Genomic DNA, 24,298 nt, shown 5'->3' with positions numbered 1-24,298 from the left:
ACGCGTTGCCCTGCCGGCCTGTCGGCTCAGATCAGAACTTCACCTGAGGCGCCGCCTCGACCTCGGTGCGGCTGGCGCCGAGATCGAAGAAGTCCTTCTTGGTGAAGCCGAACATGCCGGCGAACAGAGCGGCGGGCATCTGCTGGATGCCGGTGTTGTATTCCTGGACCGCGTTGTTGAAGAAGCGGCGGCTCGCCGCGATCTTGTTCTCGAGATCGGAGAGCTCGCTGGCGAGCTGCTGGAAATTGGTGTTGGCCTTGAGGTCGGGATACGCCTCGGAGAGCGCGATCAGCCGGCCGAGCGCGCCGGAGAGCTGGTTCTCGGCGGCGGACACCTGCGCCGGCCCCTGCGCCGACATCGCCGAATTGCGCGCCTTGATGACGTCGTCGAGCGTGCCGCGCTCATGCGAGGCATAGCCCTTCACCGTCTCGACCAGGTTCGGGACCAGATCGTGACGCTGCTTGAGCTGCACGTCGACATCGGCAAAGGCCTGGCCGACGCGCTGGCCGAGCGCCACCAGCCGGTTGTAGGCGCTGAAGGCGAACAGCACGAGGACGACGATGACGCCGAGAACGATCCAGCCGGTCGACATGGAAAACTCCTGAAGGGAATTGAGGCGGGCAGCGTAAACCAAAATGAGGCTAGGGGAGAGCCCCGCGCGGAGGAAGGTAAGACTTGGTCGGATCGGGAACCATCCGCGTTCAAGGGAAAAGCGCCGAACGGGGTTAACTTTCGGACAGAACGGCACCACCCCAGCGCCAGCGGCGGGCGCCTGCATAAGCAGCCTTGTCCCGCCGCGGCACCTTGGCGAGTGCGACACCGTCCTCCGTGCAGAGCTTGGCCGTGATCTCGGCCTTGCCGACATCCGGTGGCGCCAGCACGCGCGCGGCGCGGGCCGCCGGCGGCGCGCGGGTCAGGGCGACGTAGATGAAGCGTTCGTCCTCGAACGGCACGTCGGCGCCCTTGATCTGGCGGTGGGCTTGCGAGCGCGGCAGGCGCTGGTTGAAATGGCACCAGTCGGGCGCGATGAGCGGGCAGGGCTTTTCGTGCGGGCAGGGCGCGGCGACGAAGGCGCCGGCCGCGGTCAGTTGCTGGCGCAGCGCGAGGATGCGGGCATAGCCGGCGGGGGTGCCGGGCTCGATCACGACCAGCGCGTAGCGTGCTTTGGCCCACATTGTCTCGGCAAGCTTGCGCTGGTCGCTCTCGCCGAGCTCGCCGATGACGTAGCTCGCGACGACGAGATCGGCTTGCGAGACCTCGGCGAGGTTGGTGGCGCCATCGCCCGGCAGATAGCGGCTCTCCGAGAGGCGCGCGCTGTCGCGCGCCAGCTCGAGCGCGAGCCGGCTCAGCGTGGCGTTGGCGTCGAGCAGCGTATAATCCTGCAACGACGAAAAGGCCTCGGCGGCCGCCCAACTCGCGGTGCCCGGGCCTGCGCCGACGTCGAGTAATGTCTCGGGAGCGAGGTCCGGCGCGATCTCGATGAGCGCGCTCAGGCTTGCCGCGACGGCAGCGTAGGTCGCCGGCATGCGCGCGAGCGCATAGGCGAGCGCATCGGCCTCGGACTTGATCGTGCCGGAGCCGCCGCCGGCGCGATAGGTGGTCGAGATCTTCTGCGACCGCTGCGCAGCGTCGGTGCGGGAAAAGCCCTGCAGCCTGGCGTCGAGGGCGGCTTTGAGTTCGGCGGGGAAGGTGGGTGAGATCATCATCCGTCATGCCCCGCGCAGGCGGGGCATCCAGTAATCCGAGAGAGTGCCGTCAGCCGAGAAGCCGCGGCGTACTGGAGCATCCGCCCCGGTGCGCAATTGCGCACAAGGCGGATGATGACGTCAATGGGTTTGGAACGCGCGCAGCCTCACGCCACGTTCTGGTCGAGAATGTCCACGGCCTCTTGCAGGTTCACCGAGACGAGCTGGGAGACGCCGCGCTCGGCCATGGTGACGCCGAACAGGCGGTTCATCCGTGCCATCGTGATCGGATTGTGCGTGATGATGACGAAGCGCGTGTCGGTCGAGGCGGTCATCTCGTGCAGCAGGTTGCAGTACCGTTCGACGTTGTGGTCGTCGAGCGGTGCGTCGACTTCGTCGAGCACGCAGATCGGCGAGGGGTTGGTCAGGAACACCGCGAAGATCAGCGCCATCGCGGTCAGCGCCTGCTCGCCGCCCGAGAGCAGCGACAGCGTCTGCGGCTTCTTGCCCGGCGGCTTGGCGATGATTTCGAGACCGGCTTCCAGCGGGTCGTCGCTCTCGATCAGGTGCAGCGCGGCTTCGCCGCCGCCGAACAGCTCGACGAACAGGCGCTTGAAGTGGTTGTTGACGACCTCGAACGAGGTCAGGAGGCGCTCGCGTGCTTCCTTGTTGAGGCTCTGGATGCCCTGGCGCAGCCGCTTGATGGCTTCGACCAGGTCGTCGCGCTCGGTGACGAGACCCGTGTGCTGGGTCTCGACCTCGCGCAGCTCTTCCTCGGCGCGCAGGTTCACGGCGCCCAGGCGCTCGCGATCGCGGCGCATCTTTTCGAGATCTTCCTCGATGTCGTGCAGCGGCGGCAGCTCGGCGCCGGGCTCGAGCTCGGCGAGGCCGGCGACGGCATGGGGCTCCACTTCGAGCATATCGCGGATCTCGCGCTCGATGTCCTCGAGCCGGCGCCTCGAACCTTCCATGCGCTCCTCGGCGCGGGCGGTGGCCTCGCGCGAGCTGGAGAGCGCTTCGAGCGTCAGCTTGGCGACGCGATCGGTCTCGGCCATCGCGGTCTCCGCGGCGGCGAGCGCATCGGCGGCCAGGCGGCGGTCGTTCTCCGCATATTCGATCTCGGTGATCAGCGCGCTGCGCTTCTCGGCGAACACGGCGGGCGCGTTTTCGAGATCGCTGCGCTCGATCGAGACCTCGGTGATGCGGGTCTGGATGGTGTCGATATGGGAGGCCGCGCTCTCCTTGCGGTTCTGCCATTCGGTGCGCTCGGCGAGGATCGCCTGGACGCGGCGGTCGGCCAGCTCGGCCTCGCGCGCCAGTGCCTGCGCCTCGGCGCGGACCTGCGCGGCCATGCGGCGTTGGCCTTCGATGTCGCTGCGGACGGCGGCGAGACGGGTCTCGGTGTCCTCACTCGACGGCAGCTCACTGATGCCGGCCTCGGCGTATTCGTACGCGGCTTCGGCCTCGGCGCGGTCCGCGGCGAGACGGCTGTGCGCTTCCGACAGCGTCGCCTTGCGCGCGGCGTGGCGGCTGATCTCGCGCTCGGCTGCGGCGTGGCGCTCGCGCGCGACGTTCAGCTCGCGCTGCGCGGCACGCCAGGCCCCGCGGCTGGCACCTTCGGTACTGGCCGCCATCTGCAGCTCGGACTCGGCGTTCTCCAGCGCCTGACGCTTGATCTGCGCGTCGATGCGAGCCTGCTCCAGCTCGTTCTCGATATCGACGAGGCGGGCGCGCTCGGCAAGGCGCCGCGCAGCGCCGGTCGGGGCGTGAGCGGCGGCGACAAAGCCGTCCCAGCGCCAGACGTCGCCTTCGGGCGAGACCAGCCGCTGGCCGGTCTTGAGCTGCGACACCAGCTCGGCGCCGCGCTCGCGCGGCACCACGCCGATCTGCGCCAGGCGGCGCGTCAGCTCGGCCGGCGCCTGAACGTGGTTGGCGAGCGGGGTGACGCCTTCGGGCAGCTCCGGATCGCCGTCGGTGACGCCGGCATTGGTCCAGCGCATCGGCGCCGAGGGATCGACCGGCGCATCGAGATCGTCGCCGAGCGCGGCGCCGATCGCCTTTTCAAAGCCCTTGTCGACAGTGATGCCGTCGATGATCGGCGGCCACAGATTCTTGGTTTCGCCGTTGACGATTTTCGAGATCGTGCGCGCCTCGGTATCCAGCCGCTGCACGCGCTTGTCGGCCTCATTGAGCGGCGAGCGCGAGGATTCCAGCGTCTGGCGAGCGGCGACATGTGCGGCTTCGCTCGCTTGCGCGGCGGCTTCCGAAGCGGCCAGCGTCTGCTCGGCGGTTTCGACCGTTGCGGTCAGCTCGTCGAGATCGCCGAAGCCGCCGGTTTCGGCGGCAAGCTTCTGCTCTTCGGCGGCGACATTCGCGATCTCCTGGTCGAGACGGGCGAGCTTGTCGCGGTGGGTGCGGACGTTGGCCTCTAACTGGTTGCGCTTGGCGGTGAGGTCGGCGAGCGCGGTGGTGAGCTCGGCGAACTGCTGCTCGGTTTCGGTCAGCACGGCCTCGGCTTCGCCGACGCGCTCGTCGACGCCGGAGCGCTTCTCGACGCGCGACTTGATCTCTTCCTTCAGCTCGGCATCTTCGGTGTCGAGCCGCTGCAGCGCGATCTCGGCATCCATGGTCTGCTGCTGGGCGCGGGAGATGTCGCCCTCGAACTGGGCGAGGCGGCGCTCGAGCTCGGCGACGCGCTCCTTGGCACGCTCTTCCTCGCGATCGAGCAGCTCGCGGGCATTGGTCAGGCGCTGGAGGCCCGCCGCGGCGCGGGCTTCGGCATCGCGCAGCGCCGGCATTTCGGCGGCACGGATCGCCTGAATGCGGGCGGCTTCGGCCTGGTGCTGGGTGCGCTCGGCCATCTCGCGCACGGCGAGATCGTGGGTGTGGCCGGATTCGTTGACGTCGGCGTGAGCGCCGATCCAGCGCAGATGGAACAGCGTGGCTTCGGCCTTGCGGACCTTGGCCGCGACTTCGCGATAGCGCACGGCCTGGCGGGCCTGCTTCTTCAGGCCGTCCATCTGGCCGGCGAGCTGACCGATCACGTCCTCGACGCGGGTGAGGTTGGTTTCGGCCGCCTTCAGCCGCAGCTCGGCCTCGTGGCGGCGGGCGTGCAGGCCGGCGACGCCGGCGGCGTCTTCCAGCACGCGGCGGCGCTGCTCGGGCTTGGCCTGAATGATTTCGCCGATCTTGCCCTGGTGGACGAGGGCCGGCGAACGCGCGCCGGTGGCGGCATCCGCAAACAGGATCTGCACGTCGCGGGCGCGGACGTCGCGGCCGTTGATCCGATAGACCGAGCCGGCCTCGCGCTCGATGCGGCGGGAGATTTCGAGCAGCTGGCTGTCGTTCATCGCCGCCGGCGCGGTGCGATCGGCATTGTCGATCGTCATCGTCACTTCGGCGTGGTTGCGCGCGGGACGGTTGCCGGAGCCGGCGAAGATCACCGCGTCCATGTCGGCGGCGCGCAGCGACTTGTACGAGGTCTCGCCCATCGCCCAGCGCAGCGCCTCGACGAGATTCGACTTGCCGCAGCCATTCGGTCCGACCACGCCGGTCAGGCCGGGCTCGATGACGAAGTCCGTGGGCTCAACGAAGGACTTGAATCCGTGTAGGCGCAGGCGGGTGATCTTCATAAGCACGCATCTCTGTTGGCAGGCGCGAATCCCCCTGCCCGGACAATAGCATGGAAGGCAATGTCGCTGTCTGGGCGAGTCGCGCGGGGCGCCTCATGCGGCGGACAATGGCCGCGGTGTGCCGCGAGGGCAACCTGCGAAAGCCGCTTTTCCCAAGGGATTTATGCCGGGAAGATACGGCTTTTGAGATGCGAATCAGGATCTTGACGAGCGAATCAGCTCTTCAGCAGCGGATTGATCTTCTTGGCGAATTCCTCGAACGAGGTCTCGCCCTTGATCTTCTCGCCGTTGATGAAGAACGTCGGCGTCGAATCGACCTTCAGAACGTCGCTGGCATATTTCTGGTCGGCGGCGATCTTGTCGAGCAGCGCCTGGTCCTTCAGGCAGGCTTCCACCTGCTGCTGGGTGAGGCCGGCCTGCTTGCCGATCCGCGTCAGCGTCTCCGTGGTGTTCTTCGTCACCCAGTCGTTCTGCTGGCGGAACAGCATGTCGGTGACGGCGAAATATTTCGGCGCGTCGCCATTGGCAATGCAGCGCGACAGCATCGAGCCGGCGGCGGCTTTGATGTCGAGCGGGAACTCGCGGAAGATGTAACGGATCTTGCCGGTGTCGATGTATTCCGACTTGATCTTGGGGAACACCTGCTCGTTGAAGGCCGCGCAATGCGGGCAGGTCATCGAGGCGTATTCGGTGATGGTGACGGGGGCATCCTTCGGGCCGAGCGCCATATCGGGCAGCGACACGGGCTTGGCGACATCGCCGGCGGCCTGAGCCATTGCTTCAGGGATCATGGCTTCAGAGATCAACCGCAGCGGCGAGAGCCCGGCGAGCGCGGCAAGCCCGGTCAGCGACAGCATCGTGGTGAAGGCGCGGCGGGTGATGATCAAGGTCGGCTCCCGAATTGGCATGGTCTCGCGCCCTAAGGCTCATAAGAAGGTTCCCGGGCGGCCTGTCGCTAGCTTGAAACGTGGTTTGAGGCAATGGCGAGCAGCAGGGAGGGGTCCAGATTGGCCGCGAAATGGGGCTCAATTTCGCTTGATGGCGGCCCCGAGCCGCGCCAGCGCCGTCTTCAATTCTTCGTCTTCGATATCCCCCAGGCTCTCCGCCACCTTGGCGACGGCCTTGGGGTCCGGCGGGGCGGGCCGCACCGGGCGCCGTGGGCGCGACAGGGGGGCCTGGCGGAAGGCGAGCTTGCCGACCGCGCTCCAGCCGAAGAAGCGGTTGACCCGCTCCAGGATCACGTCGGCCGAGTGCTGGATCTCCAGCGCCATCGGGCCCTCGACCCGCAGCACCAGCGTCGCGGCCTCCTGCGGCTGGCCCTCGACCGGCCGCGGCCATTGCATCTTGAGCGGCTCGGCATGGGCGGCGATCTCAGGTCCGGCGATCTGCGCCCACCTCGTCACCAGCTCGCGCGCCGCAAAACCCTGCTTGGCATAGGCCTCGGCAAAGACGTCGTTGAGCAGGATCCCGAGCGGCTTGGCGCTGATGGGGCCGGGTTTGGGAGGGAATTTGGACATGCGGCCTTATAGCACCTCGGTGCGCGAGCCGCAGAACTCCTCGCAGCGAAGAAAGACGTGGATGCCTGCGACGAGCGCGGGCATGACGTGGAGAGGCCGGTGCATTGTCGTTACAGTAAGGACATGAGCCCCAAATCCGCCCTGAAGGCGAAATCGGAACCCAGACAGCCGGAGACCGTGTCGCGCCCGGTCGCGCTGCTCGCCTGGTACGACCGCCACCGCCGCAGGCTGCCCTGGCGCGCCGCGCCCGGCGAGACCTCGGATCCCTACCGCATCTGGCTGTCGGAAATCATGCTCCAGCAGACCACGGTGAAGGCGGTCGGGCCCTATTTCGAGAAGTTCGTCGCGCGCTGGCCTGACGTCACGGCATTGGGAAACGCCTCGCAGGATGATGTGCTGCGGATGTGGGCCGGGCTTGGCTATTATTCGCGCGCACGCAATCTCTATGCCTGTGCGGTGGCGGTCACGCGCGAGCATGGCGGCGCCTTTCCAGACACCGAGGAGGGGCTGCGAACTCTGCCGGGAATCGGGCCCTACACCTCGGCTGCGATTGCCGCGATCGCGTTCGATCGCCACACCATGCCGGTCGACGGCAATATCGAGCGGGTGGTGTCACGCCTGTTTGCGGTCGAGGAGGAGCTGCCGCAGGCGAAGCCGCTGATCCAGCAACTGGCAGCGACGCTGCTGGCCAACTCCCGCGCCGGCGATAGTGCGCAGGCGCTGATGGATCTCGGCGCCTCGATCTGCACGCCGAAAAAGCCGGCCTGCTCGCTGTGCCCGTTGAATGAGGATTGCACGGCGCGTGCGCTTGGAACGCAGGAGAGGTTTCCGCGCAAGGCGCCGAAGAAGAGCGGAACGCTGCGGCGTGGTGCCGCCTTCGTCGTCACGCGCGGTGATGATCTGCTCGTCCGCAGCCGACCTGAAAAGGGCCTGCTCGGCGGCATGACCGAGGTGCCGGGTTCCGACTGGCGCGCCGGACAGGAGGACGCGACGGCAAAACAGCAGGCGCCGGGCTTGAAGGGGCTGTCGCGCTGGCAGCGCAAGGTCGGCGTGGTCACCCACGTCTTCACGCATTTCCCGCTGGAGCTCGTGGTCTACACCGCGAAGGCAGAGGCTCGCACGCGCGCGCCCGAAGGCATGCGCTGGGTTCCGATCGCGACGCTGGCCGACGAGGCGCTGCCCAACGTCATGCGCAAGGTGATTGCGCACGCGCTGGACTGAGGCTCAGGCGGCGCGCCTGCTGCCATGAGGGTGTCAGCAGGTCTACGCTAGGTCTTGACGCTCACGGAGGTTCGCATGGTCAAGACCGCGCTCGACAACTTCAAGAGGCCGCCCTGCGCCGAGCTGTTGGGATGGCGGCTGCTCGATGCCCGTCCAGCGGACGGATGGATCAAGCTCGGCTTCGAGGGCAAGCCTGAGTTCTGCAATCCTGCCGGCTTCATCCAGGGCGGCCTGCTCTCCGCCATGCTCGACGACACCATGGGCCCGGCGGTCCTCGTGATGAGCGAAGGTCGGCTCTACACCACCACGATCAGCATGACCGTGAATTTTCTGAGTCCCGCAAAGCCCGGGCCGATCATTGCCGAGGCAACGGTGACGCAGCTCGGCAAGACGATAGCGTTCGTCGAGGCCAAGCTGATGGCGGAGGATGGCACGGTGCTGGCGACGGCGAGCGCGAGCGAACGGTTGCTGGAGGCGGCGAGGGTGGTCGGAAAAATAGTCTGACGGCATGCGATACCCCTTCTCCCCTTGTGGGAGAAGGTGGCGCAAAGCGCCGGATGAGGGGTATCTATCCGCGAATTCTATTGTGTGAAGTGAACGCGCGGAGAGATACCCCTCGCCCAAGTGAGTCCGCGTCCACCGGCGTCGCGGCCCTCTCCCACAAGGGGCGAGGGCGCATCAATGCGCATCTCGCTTCGTGCGAAAATTCATATCGTCGCCCGCGCGTCTCCGCTCACGATCGGCGGCTTCGCGTTCAGCGCCTCGACCTGGAAGCCCGCAACGCGCTTGTAGTTCGCGGCGATGTCTTCCAGCTCCTTTTGCGACAGCACGTCCGTGACAACCTTGTAGCCATCCGGCGCGCGTTCCTCGACGAGCTGCATCACCTGCTCGGGGCCATTCTTGCGGTTGAGCAGCACGAGGTCGGTGGTCGCAGGCCGCCGCTCGGCTTCATAGGCGAGCAGCGCGGCTTGCGTCGGGCCATGGGCCAAAATCTCGCGGGTGATGGTGCGGGCATCGAGGATCGCCTGCGAGGCGCCGTTCGAGCCGATCGGGTACATCGGGTGTGCGGCATCGCCCATCAGCGTGACCTTGCCGAAAGTCCATTGCGACACGGGATCGCGATCCACCAGCGGATATTCGTAGGCGTGCGGGCAGTTTTTAATCAAGCCGGGCACGTCGAGCCAGTCGAACTGCCAGCTTTCGAACCATGGCAAGAACTCTTCCAGCCGCGCGGTGCGGTTATAGTCTTCGCGCCGCCACTGATAGGTCGGCGGCATATGGCGCTCGGCGACCCAGTTGATCAGATGATTGCCCGCCGCATCCGGTTCTTTCGAGATCGGATAGCAGACGAATTTCAGGATCTCGTGGCCGGCCATGATCATGGTGCGGCCGGTCAAGAAGGCCTTTGATGGCGTCACGCCGCGCCAGAGAATGCGGCCGTTCCAGATCGGCGCGCCTTCATGCGGATAGAGCTTTTCTCGCGCGGCGGAATGGATCCCGTCGGCGGCGATCATGATGGCCCCTTCATAAGTCCCGGCCGGTTTGCCGGTAGCTCTGTCGATGAACTCGGCGCGGACGCCGTTGGCGGCCGTCTCGGTCCAGCCGGCCAGATGATGGCTGGTCAAAATGTTGTCGCGGCCGAGCCGCGCGATTGCGGTGTCGAGCAGGAGTTGCTGGAGGGTACCGCGATGGATCGAGAACTGCGGCCATTTGTAGCCGGCTTCCAGCCCGCGCGGTTCGCTCCAGATCGGCTTGCCGTGCTTGGAGAAATAAGCGAGCTCGCGAGTGCGCACGCCGCTGGCATCGAGCTTGTCCATCAGCCCGAGCTCGATCAGCTCGCGCACCGCATGCGGCAGCACGTTGATGCCGACGCCAAGCGGCTTCAGTTCCGCGACGCTCTCGAACACTTTCACGGGAACGCCGATTCCGTGCAGGCTGAGCGCAAGCGTCAGCCCGCCGATGCCGCCACCGGCGATGAGTACCGTCATGACAAACCCCTCCAGGTGCGGGCGTCTTGGCACAGGCGGGCGGATGTGGGCAACTGCGAAGAGAATGTCGTGCTATAGACCTGAGGGACGACAGCCGCTAGTTTCCAAATCTCCCATGAGGTCCGACATGCTCAAGCTCTACTACGCCACCGGCACCTGCGCGCTCGCCACCTACATGACCCTGGAGGAGGCCGGCGCCGACTACACGGCTGAACGGCTGAGCTTCAAGGATAATCAGCAGAACAGCCCGGATTATCTCGCGATCAACCCGAAGGGCCGCGTGCCGGCGCTGGTGACCGATCGCGGCGTCCTCACCGAGACGCCTGCGATGCTGGCCTACATCGCGCAGACCTTCCCCAAGGCGAAGCTCGCACCGCTCGACGATCCCTTCGACTTTGCCCAGGTGCAGTCGTTCAACTCCTATCTCTGCTCGACCGCGCACATCAACCATGCCCACAAGGTGCGCGGCGCGCGCTGGGCGACGCAGGAGAGCTCGTTCGCCGACATGAAGGCGATGGTCCCGAAGACCATGGGAGCCTGCTTCGCCTTGATCGAGCAGAAGATGTTCAAAGGCCCCTGGGTGATGGGCGACCAGTTCACGATCTGCGATCCCTACCTCCACACGCTCTCGCACTGGCTTGAGGGCGACAGCGTCGACATCAACGCCACGCCGAAGATCGCCGATCATTTCAAGCGCATGTCGGACCGCCCCGCCGTGCGCAAGGTGATGGACGCGCAGAAGGCGTGAGGTCTCGAGGGTCGCAGGCTCGGCGATAGCAGCGCGGCTGACCGGCCTTACGAGGCTAGGTCGGAGTGGCCCATAGTTCACGCTCTCCGGCCGGCTCGATCCGATAGCCATGCTGTTTCAAAATGGACGGCGCCTGTTCGAAGGCGCCGTCGTGCAGGGCGAGGAAGATCGTGCTCTTGTGCTCGGACAAGAGCCGCGTCGCACCCGTGAGAGCCAGCGTCTCGGCGCCCTCGATGTCCATCTTGATCAGGTCCGGGGTCGGAAAGTCGTCGAGGCGGACCGTCCTGACCGGCGTGCCCGATCCTGAAATCTTCCCCATGTAACCGTATTCGCTGGCACTCTCGTTGGTGTGAAAAAAGGTCTCTCCCGCCCTGTCGGTGACCGCAGCCTCGATCACTTCGGCATTCTTGATGTTGTTGATATCCAGATGTTTGCGGAGCTTTGTCGCGTTGGCGGGGTTTGCTTCGAACGCAAGAACACGGCCTTGCGGTCCAACGCGCCTGGATAGCATCAAGGTGTAATATCCGGCGTGTGCGCCGACATCAAAAACCGTCATGCCTGGTTTCACCCGGGCCGCGATCGCCTTGGCATGATCGCGTTCATATGTTCCGAGCCAGCAACTCTGGTTGCCGGCTCCGGCGACCCATTTCAGGCCTCGGTTCGGTCCGGTGAGCACCCGCATGACGGAAGACGGCGAAACCAGCCTGAACGGAAGACGGATCAACCATCCAAGTGGTTGGTGCGGGTCCAGCATGCTCTCGATCCCCTTCGGTTCCTGTGGCTGGCTCATTAAAGGCACAGGGGCCCCGTTTCAAGTCGAGCGCCCTGCGACGCCGCTGTGGTGCTTATCGCTTGTGTCTCTCCAACTCCCGTCCGGTCTCCAGCATCAGCCGCCGCAGCCAGATCGAGCCCGGATCCATCTGCGCCCGCGTCGGATAGAACATGAACTGCTCGTCGATCCCGGGATCGAGCGGCGGCGTCACCGTGACGAGAGCGAGCTGTTTTGACAGCGCCGCGATCAGCCGGCGCGGCACGAAGGCGACGAGGTCGGTGCGGGCCGCCACGTGCAGCGCTTCGAGATAGCCCGACACCACCAGCGAGATGTGCCGCTCGATGCGCTTGGTGCGGAGCCAGGTGTCGATCAGATCCTCGCTGTTGCCGCGGATGATCACGCCGACGTGGCGTGCGGCGAGGAACTTCTCGCGCCGCTTCAGCTTTGCGGCCATGGGATGGCCGCGGCGCACCGCCAGCGCGTCGCTGTCGGTGTAGAGCAATTGGCGGTGAAAACCCTTGAAGGCGTTGCCGATCGAGATCACGAGATCGATGGTGCGGGCGAACTCGGCGTGGAAGATCGCCGGACCCCGCCACGGCACGACGTCGATGCGGACGTTGGGCGCAAGGCGCGTCACCTTCTCCATCAGGGGCGGCATCAGCAGCTCGACCGCGAGGTCCGGCATCATCAGGCGGAATGGCCGCTCGCTGCGCGCCGCGTCGAATTCATCCGGCACGAACAGCCCGCGCACCTGGTCCAGCGCCTGCACAAGCGGCGCGCGCAGCGCTTGTGCTCGCGGCGTCAGCTCCATCCGCGCGCCGGTGCGCACCAGCAGCGGGTCGCCAAAGATATCGCGCAGGCGTTGCAGCGCGTGGCTGGTGGCCGGCTGCGACAGGCCGATGCGCATGGCTGCCCGGCTGACATTGGCCTCGCGCAGCAGCGCGTCGAGCGCGGTCAATAGATTGAGGTCGAGCGAATTCAAATTCATGAGGTGAATAGATATCATATTCACTATCGATTTGAAGAATTGCCGTCGGGCAGCGATGCTCTCCCTGTTGTCACCAAACGGAGATGCCGCCATGAGCGCGAGCGCCAACAAGAAACTGATGCAGGATATTTTCGCCGCCGCCGCCAACCCCGATCCGGCGGTGCGTGACCGCGCGCTATTCGCCGCAAGCCTTACCGACGACGCCAAATGGATCGTCACCGGCCAGTATTCCTGGTCGCGCACCTTCTCTGGCAAGGATGCGATCATGAATGATTTGCACGGCTATGTGCGGACCCGCCTGCGCGACCGGACGCGCACGGTCGCCGAGCGCTTCATCGCCGACGGCGACCTTGTCGTGGTGGAGGCCAAGGGCGACAATGTCACGCCCGAGGGCGTGCGCTACGACAACGACTATTGCCTGGTCTTTCGGCTCGAGGGCGGCAAGATCAAGGAAATCCGCGAGTACTGTGACTCGGTCCTGACCGAGAAGGCGTTGGGCCCATTCCCGCAAACGGGTGCGAGGACCGCGAGCTGATTGTAGCAGGCGACGGCCTGACAAACGTCCGTCGCCGCGCCCTTTGCAACGATCTGCATACGCTTGCGGGCCGTGCGCCAAAACCTTGCGCAGATGCCGCTAATATCAGCAGGTTTTGTGCGGGGCTTTGGCGAGATGCGCGAAAAATTAGAAGGTTCAATTAAGAAGTGTCCCGCATTGTGTCGCGGTGCAGCGTGAGTCGCCCATGAGGTGACGCGCGGCTGCTGGGGTGGCCGTGACGATCGCCGGAGTTGTGCGTCCGCCTGAATTCACATGCTTCCGGGTGGACACTGGGAATGCCGAGCTTTCGTTTGCGGATCAGGGGCCGTCTCTATGCCGGCTTCATGGCGCTGGTCGTGGTTGGTCTCGTGATGGCGGTGGTGGCCATCTGGAATTTGCGGTCGGTGCAGGACCAGGTCGCAAAGGCCTCGGCATTTTCGGACAGCACGGCGCGGGTGCTGGAGATATCGACCCATCTCCAGGCGATCCAGCGCGCCAATCTGCGCTACATCTACGACGCCAATGAGACCGCGATGCGGGAGGCGTCCGAGCGGGAGACCGCGGCGACCGAGTTGCTTCAGGTCGGCGCCAAGGGCACGGCCTCCGGGGAGCGGCGCAAGCTCTACAACGATCTGATCGCCGATATCGCGAAGATGAAAAGCCTGCGCGACAATCTCGGCGACGCCGTCAACGAGGCGCGGACCGGCAAGGCGACGCTGCTGCCGAGCGGCGACGAGCTGACCGTCAAGATGAACAAGCTGGTCGACGTGGCGCGCGCGGCCGTCGACGAGGACACCGCCTCGCTCGTCGCAGACCTCGAATCCCGGCTGCTGCTCGTTCAGATCGCAAACTGGCGCTTCCTGGCGCTGCGCGACACCAAGGGGCCCGCCAATTTCAGAACCAATGTGGACAGGGCTTCGCAACGGCTCGCCGCGCTCGAAAAGAGCCCGCAGGCGAGCGAATTGCGCGCCACGCTCGCGCCGGTGAAGTCCTCGCTCGGAATCTACAAATCCGCATTCGAGACCACGTCGGCCGCGATGCTCCAGGCCGACGAGATCTACCACAAGAGCCTCGCGCCCCTCATCGTCGACAGCATCGCCAAGCTCAAGGTCGCCGAGACCGCCCTCAAGAAGGACTACAAGGACTCGCGCAGCCAGGCCGAAGCCGTGATCGACGGCACGACATCCGTGCAGGCGATCGCGGGCGGTATTGCCACTCTCCTTGGCTTGATCGTCGCCGTCCTGATCGCCCGCAGCATCGTCGGGCCGCTGACCGCGATGACGCGGGCGATGGGCCTGCTCGCCGGCGGCGATATCGAGGTCGAGATCCCCTCGCGCGGCAAGGCCGACGAGATCGGCGACATGGCCAAGGCGATCCAGGTGTTCAAGGACAACATGATCGACACCGAGCGCATGCGCCACGAGCAGACCGAGACCGAGGCGCGGCAGGCCGAGGATCGCAAGAAGGACATGGTCCGGCTCGCCGACCGGTTCGAGCAGGCCGTCGGCGAGATCGTCGATACCGTGTCGTCGGCCTCGAGCGAGCTCGAGGCCTCCGCCGGCACGCTGACCGCGACCGCGACCCGCGCCCAGGATCTGTCGACGGAAGTCGCCTCCGCCTCGCAGGAAGCCAGCGCCAACGTCCAGGCCGTCGCGTCCGCCACCGAAGAGCTGTCCTCCTCGGTTTCCGAGATCGCGCGTCAGGTCCAGGAATCCGCCCGCATCGCTAGCGAGGCGGTCGGGCAGGCGACCAGGACCAACGCCCGCGTCAGCGAGCTCTCCAAGGCGGCGGCCCGCATTGGCGACGTGGTCGAGCTGATCAGCACCATTGCCGGCCAGACCAATCTGCTGGCGCTGAATGCCACCATCGAGGCGGCGCGCGCGGGCGAAGCCGGCCGCGGCTTTGCCGTGGTCGCTTCCGAGGTCAAGGCGCTGGCCGAGCAGACCGCAAAAGCCACCGGCGAGATCGCCCAGCAGGTCTCCGGCATCCAGGCCGCGACGGAAGAATCGGCCGGCTCCATCAGGGAGATCAGCGGCACGATCGAGCGGCTGTCGGAAATCTCCTCGACGGTTGCCGCCGCCGTGGAACAGCAGGGCGCGGCCACGCAAGAGATCTCCCGCAACGTCCAGCAGGCCGCGCACGGCACCCAGCGCGTCTCGACCAATATCGGCGATGTCCAGCGCGGCGCCTCCGACACCGGCTCGGCGTCCTCGCAGGTGCTCTCGGCGGCGCGCTCGCTGTCGGCCGACAGCAACCGGCTGAAGCAGGAAGTCGCCAGGTTCCTGGGCTCGGTCCACGCCGCCTGAAAGCAAAGGGCCACGCGCATGCGCGTGGCCCTTGATCGTGGCAAGATCTGATCAGGCCACTTTCGTCGTCATGTGCCCGAACATGTTGCGGCGGGCCTCGTCGTCCATCTCGGCCTTGAAGGTGAACTTGTCCTTCAGCGCGATCGCGCGCGCCGCCGCCGGGCGCGCCGCGATCTCGTCGATCAGTCGCTTCACGTTCGGGTAGCGCGCAAAGGCGTCGTCGCCGAGCTTGAACGGCACCATCCGCGCCCAGCCCCACAGCGCCATGTCGACGATCGAATAATCGTCGCCGACCATATAGCGGCGGCCTTTGAGGTGGCCGTCGAGAATCCTGTAGTGGCGATCGGTCTCGTACTGGTAGCGGTTGTGGGCGTAGTCGTGGTTCTGGTCCTTCGGCGCAAAATGCTTGAAGTGCACGGCCTGACCCGAATACGGCCCGACGCCGGTGGCCACGAACATCAGCCAGGACAGCAATTCGGCGCGGTTCGCGGGCAGGAATTTTCCGGTCTTCTCGGCGAGATAGAGCAGGATGGCGTTGGAGTCGAACACGATCGTGCCGTTGTCGTCGACCGCCGGCACCTTGGCGTTCGGATTGATCTTCAGATAGTCCGGCGTGAACTGCTCGCCCGTGCGGGTGTCGATCTTCACGGGCTCGTAGGCCAGGCCAGCCTCTTCGAGGAACAGCGCGACCTTGGTCGGGTTCGGCGATCCGTTGAAATAGAATTTGAGCATCGGGCGTCTCCCAAGGGGTGGTGCAAGTGTTGGCGGCCGAGAGTGGACGCAGCATCATTGCCGCGCGGCGACCCTCTCATGCCTGAATCCCGTCAGGGGATGCAACCGGCGAGATTGCCGTGCGGTATCTGCGCGCCGCGCAGACCGGCCGGCGTAACAAAGACGGATCGCCGTCGTAGAGACCACGGTCGCCCCGACAACCCGCGGCGGTCATTCCGGGGCGCGCCTCTTGGCGCGAGCCCGGAATCCATCAGGCGGCTTGTGACGTGGTTCGATGGATTCCGGGTTCTCGCTTCGCGAGCCCCGGAATGACCAAAGGAGCGGCTATTCCGCCGCCATGCCGGCGCGGATCTCGGCGCGGAGCTCGTCGATCAGCTTGAGACCCTTCTTGGTCTCGACGTGCCAGAAGGTCCAGCCGTTGCAGGCCTGCGCGCCCTGCGCCACCGCGCCCATGCGGTGGATCGAGCCGACCTTGTCGCCGAACATGATGGCGCCGTCGGCACGGACCAGCGCGCCAAGCTTCTTCTTGGCGTCGAACAGTTTTGTGCCGGGCATGATCATGCCGCGCTCGATCAGCTCGGAGAACGCCACGCGCGGCGCTTCGCGCGCGGTCATGAACGGGGCGAGGCTCTCTTCCGGCAGCGGCTCGACCGCGGCGATCCGCGCGGCAGCCGCCTTGGCGTAGGTCTTGTCGCGCTCGAAGCCGATATAGGAGCGGCCGAGGCGCTTGGCGACGGCGCCGGTGGTGCCGGTGCCGTTGAAGGGATCGATCACGAGATCGCCGGGCTTCGACGACGACAGCAGCACGCGCGCGAGCAGGCCTTCCGGCTTCTGCGTCGGATGCACCTTCTTGCCGTCGGCGCCCTTGAGGCGCTCCTCGCCGGTGCAGAGCGGGATCAGCCAGTCGGAACGTGCCTGGACGTCCTCGTTGGCGGCCTTCAGTGTTTCGTAGTTGAAGGTATAGCCCTTGGCCTTCTCATCGCGCGCGGCCCAGATCATGGTCTCGTGCGCATTGGTGAAGCGGCGGCCGCGGAAATTCGGCATCGGGTTGGTCTTGCGCCAGACGATGTCGTTCAGGAGCCAGAAGCCGAGGTCCTGCATGATCGCGCCGACGCGGAAGATGTTGTGATAGGAGCCGATCACCCAGATCGTCGCCGACGGCTTCATCGCGCGGCGCGCGGCCAGCAGCCAGGCGCGGGTGAAATCGTCATAGGCGGAGAATGAATCGAACTTGTCCCAGTCGTCATTGACGGCATCGACATGGGATTCGTCGGGGCGCTTGAGATCGCCCTTGAGCTGCAGATTGTAGGGCGGATCGGCGAACACGAGGTCGACCGAACCAGCCTGAAGCTTCGACATCTCGGCGACGCAATCGCCGAGGACGATGCTGTGCGAGGCGGACTCAAAATTTGTGCGGGGCGCCCTTGCAGACGCCCCGCGACGCGACACTACCATGACTCAAGAACTCTGACTCAGGCGACGCTGTCGGCGACGCGGGACCAAACAACCGACTGACCGTTACAATGAAGCGGCAAAGTAAAAATCGACTTAACCCGCCGCTTTCGTGAGCAGACCCCGCATCGCGCGTCGCGCGCGAGTCGTTGCGGATATTTGCCGTGTTTTGCAGTGTGTTTCGCGTTTCTTCGCGTTGCGGGAGTGGCTGAAGCTGCAAAAGACTCCAAATTTCTCTCGGAAAAAAATGCTTGGCCCTCGGAAAATATTGCTGGCGTCGTACGCTGTCGCACTAGGCAATAATTGCCGAGCGGGATATTGATTAACGCAATGGAAATTCTACGTCTGTGGCGCGGTGAGGGTTTCGCGTTTCCCGCGTGCCCACGCCCTGCAATCGCCGACCTGAGGGAAGCCCGCCATGCGCTACGATGATTTCCGCCGCAGCGACGACGTCGAGGATCGTCGCGACGATGGTGGTGGAGGATTTGGCGGCGGTGGAGGAGGCGGATTCGGCCTGCCGATGGGCGGTGGCGGCCTCGGCATCGGCACCATCATCGTGCTTGGCCTGGTCGGCTATGCCTTCGGCATCGATCCGCGCATCCTGATCGGCGGCGCCGAGATCCTCACCGGTGGCGGCCAGGCGCCGAGCTACCAGAGCGACCGTCCCTCGAGTCAGGCCAAGCGCGGCGCGCCGACCGACGAGATGGGCAGCATGATCTCCGGCATCCTCGGCGAGATCGACGATCGCTGGAGCGAGATCTTCCAGGCCAGCGGCCAGTCCTACACCGGCCCGAAGGTCGTGCTCTTCCGCAACGCCACCAATGGCGGCCGTTGCGGCCGGGCGGAGTCGGCGATGGGTCCGTTCTACTGCCCGCCGGACCGCACCATCTTCCTCGACACCGGTTTCTTCCGAGAGGTCGAGACACGCTTCCGCGGCTGCTCCGGCAAGTCCGCGTGCAATTTCACCACCGCCTATATCATCGCGCATGAAGCCGGCCATCACATCCAGAACCTGCTCGGCATCATCCCGAAGGTGACGCGACTGCAGCAGCAGGCCGGCAGCAAGGCCGAGGCCAATGCGCTCCAGGTAAAGGTCGAATTGCAGGCCGATTGTCTGTCCGGCGTCTGGGTCAATCGCGAGGCGAAGAAGCGCCCGAACTTCCTCGAATCCGGCGACATCGACGCCGCGCTGACCACGGCGAGCGCGATCGGCGACGATACGCTGCAGCGTCAGGCCACCGGGCGCGTCGTGCCTGATTCCTTCACCCACGGCTCGGCCGCGCAGCGCAAGCAGTGGTTCATGACCGGCTATCAGCAGGGCACGCTGCAGGCCTGCAACACGTTCGGCGGCGGCGGGCCGTAGGCACAGGTGCCCGTGCCCCGGACGCAGCGCAGCGCTTTTTTCAGCGGTGCGCTGCAGAGCCGGGGCCCAAATTGCCGGTTACTCAAGTCTCAAAATGGGTCCCGGCTCTGCGCAGCAGCGTTTCACGCCGCAGCGCGTCCGGGACACGAGAGGAATGAGCAATGGCCTCCATCGACGAAACCAAACAGTTCATCCCGCTCAACATCGCGGTGCTCACCGTCTCCGACACGCGCGCGCTCGCCGACGACAAGTCCGGCCAGACGCTTGTCGACCGTCTCACGGCCGCCGGCCATCATCTCGCCGCGCGCGAGATCGTCACCGATGACGTCGAGGCCATCCGCGCCGTGATCCGGCGCTGGGTCGCAGACGCCGGCGTCGACGTCGTCATCACCACCGGCGGCACAGGTTTTACCGGGCGCGACGTCACGCCGGAGGCGATCGAGCCGCTGCTCGAGAAGCGCATGGATGGTTTCTCGATCGCCTTTCACATGCTGAGCCACGCCAAGATCGGCGCGTCGACGATCCAGAGCCGCGCCACCGCGGGCGTTGCGGGCGCAACCTACATCTTCTGCCTGCCCGGCTCGCCCGGCGCCTGCCGCGACGGCTGGGACGGCATCCTCGCTGCTCAACTCGACTACCGCACGCGCCCCTGCAATTTCGTCGAGATCATGCCGCGGCTGGACGAGCACCTGCGCAGGCCAAAGGCGCAGGGCGCAACGGTGTGAGCGCGGACCACTTCCTTCTCCCCTTGTGGGAGAAGGTGCGCCGGATGAGGGGTTCTATCGGCAAGCATCAATGCTTGTGGAGAGATACCCCTCACCCGGGTGAGCCTGTGTCCGCCGGCGTCGCTGCCCTGGGCGCATTCATGCGCATCGCGCAGCTACAGATCCCGTTCCCAGGTCTCGCCGACCAGATCGGCACCGAAGCTATGGTGCTTCTCTGCTTTCACGAGCTTGAAGCCGGTGCTCTGATAGATGCTGCGTGCGGCGACCAGAATGCTTTGCGTCCACAGCGTCATCCGGCTGTAGCCCCGCTCGCGCGCGCCCTGGATGCATTGCTCCACAAGCGCACGGCCGACGCCGAGCCCACGGGCTTTCTTCTCCACCTGCAACAGGCGGAGCTTGGCGATCTCGTCCGTGGCCTTGACCAGAAAGATCGAGCCGACCGGCTCGCCATCGACTTCCGCGATCCAGCAATGCTCGCGCGCGGCGTCGTAATTCTTGATGAACTGAGCGCAGATCTCGGCGACCAGCGCCTCGTAGCTGATGTCCCAGTTGTAGTCCGCGGCATAAGCGGCGGCTTGCTTGGAGATGACCCAGCCCATGTCACCGACGCGGTGGCTGCGCAGCACGACGGAAGCGGGCTGGCTTTGACGTTGCTCCAGCACGGCCTGAATGGTCGCCATCGCCTGCGTTAGCCGCGTTGCATCGCCGGCCGAAAGCTGCGCCAGCATTGCGGCAACCTCGTTTTGCGAGCTCAGGTTCAGCTTGGCGAAGCTCTGGCGGCCCTTGGCGGTGAGGCAGAGCTGGTATTGCCGGCGATCTGCCGGCAGGGGCTTCCGCGTGATCAGCCCCTTTTCGTCAAAGCTCTGGACGATGCGGCTGAGGTAGCCGGCGTCAAGGCCGAGCTCGTTTCCGATCTCTTTTGCCGCGAGGTCGTCGCGATGCGCGAGCTCATAGAGCACGCGAGCCTCGCTGAGCGAGAACGGGCTATCTCCCAGGTGCTGGTCGAGCACGCCGAGCTTGCGGGTATAGAAGCGGTTGAAGGCGCGAACCGCTGCGGTCTGGTCGTCGGTACCGTTAATTGGCATGGGACACCTCAATAATTGCCATTGTCAAATAATTAATTGACTTTGGCAAGTATCGGGTGCCTCAAGCGACCATGACGATCCGGCTGCGCAACATTGTCCGGGAGGAGCGGCCGAGCCGCCGCAGTAGCCGCGCCTCGGACCGGCGGGCCTGGGGCGGATAGCCGCCGATCCGGTCGTAATGATCTCGCGCGATCAAAAGCCCCTGATCGCCGAGGGGGCCGACCACCTTGCGAGCGACGGACCACAGGACGTCGCGGAAGCCGGTATCGGCGTAAGGCGAACGGGCGTAGCGGAACACGGCCGCACGATCCCGGCCACTGGCCGCGACGGCCTGGATGAATTGGGTGGTCTCCTCGATCCAGCCGGTGTCCAGCACCGCGCCGGCAGGGAGGAACATCAGCCAGGGCGAACGGGCCTGGAGCGCGCCGGCGGCCAGTGCTGCGCCTTGCGAAGATCCCTCGCAGCCGACGAAGCGGCAGCCGGCGACGTCGGCAACGCGCTCGATGACGCCGTTGCTTGTGCCGTCGACCAGCAGGACTTCCTTGATGATGCCTGCCGCGGCACCGGGGACCAGCGCGGCCAGTGTTGCGACCGCGGTCTGCTCGACGCCTTCGGTCGGAATGATGACGCTCAGCATGATTGAGACTTCGATGTCCGCAATTCGGGAGAAGCGCAACGCGTTATGATGTTGTCATAAACATGCTGCGCTGCCGAGTGCAACTTTTCGCAAGCCGTTCGGCGTGCAATGGTAAACCGGCGTGCGCCCGTCCCGGCCGAATATGTCGTGCACGGGTGGTCAAATTGCCGAATGTTTCGGCGATTTTCGGTCTCGTGATCTTCAAACGAGGCTTTTCTCCGCCGATATCGTCCGGGAAACGGCGCTGTTCCCGTGCGGACGGGAAAAACGTGCAATCGCCATTGCGCAAAGCGAGATGTGTCCAATGAACGCCGATCAACTTCCCATTGGCGCGACGCCGCCATTGCCGAAGCCGGAGGCCGCGCCGACCTTGCGGATCCGCGCCGTGATGCTGGGCGAACGCATCAATCCGTCGGGGCTCGAGATCGGCACGCTGGTATCCTCGACGCCGGCTGCCTTCCGGGTCCATGGCGGCCTGGCCGTGATCTTCCGCTACGGCGTCGTGGTGCTGATCGGGCTGTTGCCATCGGAGGAGAAGGTCCTCATCGACAGTCTCAAGTCGCGCGTGACCGGCGAATTCAGCCCCTATGAGGAGGAGACCGCGCAGGCGCAGCTCTGTCACGACGAAAACGCCGAGGCGATCCAGCCCGGCGGGCCGATCTGCCTCTCGAAATTTTCCGACGAGCGGCTGCTGCTGATCGCGGACGCGCTCGCCAAGAGCACGTCGCTGGCGCGCGACGAGCGTCGCGTCGCTGCGGTCTTCGACGTCATCGAGCCTTTTGCACGCGAGCTCGCCGAGAAAGGCCGTACGTCGCGGCCGCGCAAGGGCATCCTGCAGCTCATCGGCAACGCGCTGCTGGTCCAGCAGCGCGTCGCCGGCCGCGTCGCGGTTGCCGAAAAACCCGATGCGCTCTGGGAAAAGCCGCAGCTCGACCGGCTCTATGCGCGTCTCGAAGACGAGTACGAGCTGAAGGAGCGTCTCGACACGCTCGAGCGCAAGCTCACGGTGGTCGCGGAGACCGCCGATGCGCTGACCGACATCATCGACACCCAGCGCTCGCTGCGACTCGAGATCGCGGTGGTGGTGCTGATCGTGATCGAGGTCGCAATCGGGTGTTTCCAGATCTATACCGGGGTTCATTGAGCTGAAAGCCGCAAGTTCAGCCCTCATCCTGAGGAGCCCGCAATAGGCGGGCGTCTCGAAGGATGATGAGGTCCGCGCTTCGCCAATTCATGGAGCTCAGCAAAGTCGCCGCGCATGAAAGCTTCCTTCTTGGCGCGACTCCATTTCTTGAGTTTGCGTTCGCATTCGATCGCGTCGGTCACCCTGTCGAACCATTGCGAGAAGACGAGGGTCACGGGTCTGCGCGACCTTGTGTAGCCGGCGAACGTGCCGGCGTTGTGCTGCGCAATCCGGAGCTCAAGCTCGGTTCGCGTCGTCCCGATGTAGTAGCTGCCATCGGCACATTTGAGAATGTAGAGGTATGCGCCTTCTGTCATCGTGCCCGCCCCATCCTTCGAGACGCGCGCAAGGGCGCGCTCCTCAGGATGAGGCTAACCGGCATGCGTGTTTTGGTGCAAGTGCCGAAAAGACTCTTGGCTATCGGACGACTGTCCATCGATTAAAACCTGTTGGTGCCACATACTCGACCTCATCCTGAGGAGCCCGCCAAGCGGGCGTCTCGAAGGATGGCCACAACCTCCCATGCTTTCTCAAGGGAGGCAGCCCCGCTGCAGCACCGCGGCGCAGTGCCGTGCGATCGTCAGTTCCTCGTTGGTCGGGATGACGAGCACATCCACGGCGCTGTCGTCGGCATTGATGCGCTCGCGCGCGGCATCATTCGCCGCGGCATCGATACGCACACCGAGCCAGGCGAGCCGCTCGCCAATGGCGCTGCGGATTTGCTTGGCGTGCTCGCCGATGCCGCCGGTGAAAACGAGGCACTCCAGTCCTTCAAGCGTGTTCGCCATCACCGTCACCTCCTGTGCCGCACGGAAGGCGAAGAGATCGACCGCCTCGCGCGCCGAAGCCTCGCCGCTCGCCAGCAGCGTCCGCATATCCGCGGAGATGCCGGAAACGCCGAGCAGGCCGGACTCGTGATAGAGCAGGTGCTGCAAATCCTCGACTGTCATCGTGTCGTGCTGCAACAGGTAGAGCAGCACGCCGGGATCGATGGTGCCGCAGCGCGTGCCCATGGCCAGGCCGTCGAGCGGCGTCAGCCCCATCGTGGTGTCGACGCTGCGGCCGTCGCGCAAGGCGCAGAGGCTCGCGCCATTGCCGAGATGGGCGATGACGGTGCGTCTGGCTGCAAGCTCGGGCGCGATCACGGCGAGTCGCCCCGCGACATATTCGAATGAGAGGCCGTGAAAGCCGTAGCGCCGGAGGCCCTGTGCCTCGTAGCGTCTCGGAATGGCGAAGCGGCTCGCTGGCGGCGTCAGGCCGTGATGGAAGGCGGTGTCGAAGCAGGCGATCTGCGTCAGTGCAGGACGGAACGCCCTGACGGCGCGGACCGGCGCCAGGCAACGGGGCTGATGCAGCGGCGCTAACGGTGTGAGTGCTTCCAGCTTCGCATAGACGTCGTCCGTCAGCGAGATCGGGCCGGAATAATCCGGACCGCCATGGACGATCCGGTGACCCACGGCGCGCAGGCGGCCTTGGCCAAAACGGTCCTCGATGAAGCCGAGCACATCGGCGAACAGATGGCCACCATCCGCGTCCGAGGTCTCCCTCTGCGTCTCGAACAGCGTCTCGCCCGATGGGCTCTTTGCCACCAGCCTGGGCTTGGCCTCGTGCTCGTCGAGCAGGCCCTTGCAGAGCATGGCGGGTTCGCTGCCCGAGATCTCGAACAGGCCGAACTTGATGCTCGACGAGCCTGCGTTGAGGACGAGGACCGCGTTGGAGGCCGCCATGA

The 24,298-nt window shown here is 65.5% G+C and carries 22 protein-coding genes; 8 read left to right on the top strand and 14 right to left on the bottom strand.

Annotated elements, in window-relative coordinates:
• Positions 1-31: 31 nt before the first annotated feature.
• The 5 genes from ABID59_RS12540 to ABID59_RS12520 form a co-directional block, all read right to left on the bottom strand.
• A complete protein-coding gene (locus ABID59_RS12540) occupies positions 32-592 on the bottom strand; it encodes a LemA family protein (protein WP_354083569.1) in 561 nt (186 codons plus the stop codon).
• Between the two features lie 133 nt (positions 593-725).
• Positions 726-1,706 (bottom strand): small ribosomal subunit Rsm22 family protein, encoded by a 981-nt coding sequence (locus tag ABID59_RS12535; RefSeq protein ID WP_354083568.1) that lies wholly within the window; start codon positions 1,704-1,706, stop codon positions 726-728.
• Between the two features lie 146 nt (positions 1,707-1,852).
• On the bottom strand, positions 1,853-5,317 hold the full coding sequence (gene smc, locus ABID59_RS12530) for a chromosome segregation protein SMC (protein WP_354083567.1): 3,465 nt from the start codon (positions 5,315-5,317) through the stop codon (positions 1,853-1,855).
• Positions 5,318-5,532: 215 nt separating this feature from the next.
• A complete protein-coding gene (locus tag ABID59_RS12525) occupies positions 5,533-6,204 on the bottom strand; it encodes a DsbA family protein (protein WP_148750082.1) in 672 nt (223 codons plus the stop codon).
• A 138-nt stretch (positions 6,205-6,342) separates the two neighbouring features.
• A complete protein-coding gene (locus ABID59_RS12520; protein WP_354033658.1) occupies positions 6,343-6,834 on the bottom strand; it encodes a DUF721 domain-containing protein in 492 nt (163 codons plus the stop codon).
• Positions 6,835-6,957: 123 nt separating this feature from the next.
• Between ABID59_RS12520 and mutY the strand changes: the two genes are divergently transcribed.
• Together mutY and ABID59_RS12510 are read left to right on the top strand one after the other, a co-directional pair.
• Positions 6,958-8,055 (top strand): A/G-specific adenine glycosylase, encoded by a 1,098-nt coding sequence (gene mutY, locus ABID59_RS12515; protein ID WP_354033656.1) that lies wholly within the window; start codon positions 6,958-6,960, stop codon positions 8,053-8,055.
• Between the two features lie 75 nt (positions 8,056-8,130).
• The gene (locus ABID59_RS12510) at positions 8,131-8,559 is read left to right on the top strand and encodes a PaaI family thioesterase (protein WP_148750077.1); all 429 of its coding nucleotides are present in this window, start codon (positions 8,131-8,133) and stop codon (positions 8,557-8,559) included.
• A 203-nt stretch (positions 8,560-8,762) separates the two neighbouring features.
• Here the strand turns inward: ABID59_RS12510 and ABID59_RS12505 are convergent, their stop codons facing one another.
• Positions 8,763-10,043, bottom strand: coding sequence for a flavin-dependent oxidoreductase (locus ABID59_RS12505; RefSeq protein WP_354083566.1), 1,281 nt, complete (start codon positions 10,041-10,043; stop codon positions 8,763-8,765).
• Between the two features lie 127 nt (positions 10,044-10,170).
• Between ABID59_RS12505 and ABID59_RS12500 the strand changes: the two genes are divergently transcribed.
• Positions 10,171-10,791, top strand: a complete 621-nt coding sequence (locus ABID59_RS12500) for a glutathione S-transferase family protein (RefSeq protein WP_354033654.1) — start codon at positions 10,171-10,173, stop codon at positions 10,789-10,791.
• Positions 10,792-10,846: 55 nt separating this feature from the next.
• Here the strand turns inward: ABID59_RS12500 and ABID59_RS12495 are convergent, their stop codons facing one another.
• Positions 10,847-11,545 (bottom strand): FkbM family methyltransferase, encoded by a 699-nt coding sequence (locus ABID59_RS12495; RefSeq protein ID WP_354083565.1) that lies wholly within the window; start codon positions 11,543-11,545, stop codon positions 10,847-10,849.
• Between the two features lie 91 nt (positions 11,546-11,636).
• Complete coding sequence (locus ABID59_RS12490; protein WP_354083564.1) at positions 11,637-12,551, bottom strand: LysR family transcriptional regulator; 915 nt, start codon at positions 12,549-12,551, stop codon at positions 11,637-11,639.
• A gap of 91 nt (positions 12,552-12,642) precedes the next feature.
• Between ABID59_RS12490 and ABID59_RS12485 the strand changes: the two genes are divergently transcribed.
• Both ABID59_RS12485 and ABID59_RS12480 read left to right on the top strand, forming a co-directional pair.
• Positions 12,643-13,086, top strand: coding sequence for a nuclear transport factor 2 family protein (locus ABID59_RS12485; protein ID WP_354083563.1), 444 nt, complete (start codon positions 12,643-12,645; stop codon positions 13,084-13,086).
• 296 nt (positions 13,087-13,382) lie between these two features.
• Entirely contained in the window at positions 13,383-15,392 is a 2,010-nt protein-coding gene (locus ABID59_RS12480) for a methyl-accepting chemotaxis protein (protein WP_354083562.1), read from the top strand.
• Positions 15,393-15,443: 51 nt separating this feature from the next.
• Here ABID59_RS12480 and ABID59_RS12475 read toward each other — a convergent pair whose 3' ends face one another.
• Together ABID59_RS12475 and ABID59_RS12470 are read right to left on the bottom strand one after the other, a co-directional pair.
• Entirely contained in the window at positions 15,444-16,124 is a 681-nt protein-coding gene (locus ABID59_RS12475; RefSeq protein WP_354083561.1) for a glutathione S-transferase family protein, read from the bottom strand.
• Positions 16,125-16,448: 324 nt separating this feature from the next.
• On the bottom strand, positions 16,449-17,579 hold the full coding sequence (locus ABID59_RS12470) for a site-specific DNA-methyltransferase (protein WP_354033648.1): 1,131 nt from the start codon (positions 17,577-17,579) through the stop codon (positions 16,449-16,451).
• 415 nt (positions 17,580-17,994) lie between these two features.
• Between ABID59_RS12470 and ypfJ the strand changes: the two genes are divergently transcribed.
• Both ypfJ and moaB read left to right on the top strand, forming a co-directional pair.
• Positions 17,995-18,939: a KPN_02809 family neutral zinc metallopeptidase gene (ypfJ, locus tag ABID59_RS12465; protein ID WP_354033647.1), complete on the top strand. Its 945-nt coding sequence runs from the start codon at positions 17,995-17,997 to the stop codon at positions 18,937-18,939.
• 161 nt (positions 18,940-19,100) lie between these two features.
• Positions 19,101-19,664, top strand: a complete 564-nt coding sequence (gene moaB / locus ABID59_RS12460; RefSeq protein ID WP_354033646.1) for a molybdenum cofactor biosynthesis protein B — start codon at positions 19,101-19,103, stop codon at positions 19,662-19,664.
• Positions 19,665-19,819: 155 nt separating this feature from the next.
• On the opposite strand, the gene ABID59_RS12455 is transcribed toward moaB, so the two are convergent.
• Positions 19,820-20,749 (bottom strand): bifunctional helix-turn-helix transcriptional regulator/GNAT family N-acetyltransferase, encoded by a 930-nt coding sequence (locus ABID59_RS12455; RefSeq protein ID WP_354083560.1) that lies wholly within the window; start codon positions 20,747-20,749, stop codon positions 19,820-19,822.
• A 61-nt stretch (positions 20,750-20,810) separates the two neighbouring features.
• Entirely contained in the window at positions 20,811-21,386 is a 576-nt protein-coding gene (locus ABID59_RS12450) for a glycosyltransferase family protein (RefSeq protein ID WP_148750056.1), read from the bottom strand.
• A 304-nt stretch (positions 21,387-21,690) separates the two neighbouring features.
• On the opposite strand from ABID59_RS12450, the gene ABID59_RS12445 reads away from it, so the two are divergent.
• Positions 21,691-22,530: an RMD1 family protein gene (locus tag ABID59_RS12445; protein ID WP_354033644.1), complete on the top strand. Its 840-nt coding sequence runs from the start codon at positions 21,691-21,693 to the stop codon at positions 22,528-22,530.
• A gap of 23 nt (positions 22,531-22,553) precedes the next feature.
• Here the strand turns inward: ABID59_RS12445 and ABID59_RS12440 are convergent, their stop codons facing one another.
• Together ABID59_RS12440 and ABID59_RS12435 are read right to left on the bottom strand one after the other, a co-directional pair.
• Complete coding sequence (locus ABID59_RS12440; RefSeq protein WP_354033643.1) at positions 22,554-22,886, bottom strand: GIY-YIG nuclease family protein; 333 nt, start codon at positions 22,884-22,886, stop codon at positions 22,554-22,556.
• A 213-nt stretch (positions 22,887-23,099) separates the two neighbouring features.
• The gene (locus ABID59_RS12435) at positions 23,100-24,296 is read right to left on the bottom strand and encodes an acetate/propionate family kinase (protein ID WP_354083559.1); all 1,197 of its coding nucleotides are present in this window, start codon (positions 24,294-24,296) and stop codon (positions 23,100-23,102) included.
• Between the last annotated feature and the right edge of the window lie 2 nt (positions 24,297-24,298).

Origin of the sequence: Bradyrhizobium sp. S3.3.6 (assembly GCF_040546905.1) — a bacterium.
GTDB classification, from domain to species: domain Bacteria; phylum Pseudomonadota; class Alphaproteobacteria; order Rhizobiales; family Xanthobacteraceae; genus Bradyrhizobium; species Bradyrhizobium cytisi.
Note: the sequence above shows the minus strand (reverse complement) of the source record. Positions and strands in the feature narration are given on the sequence as shown.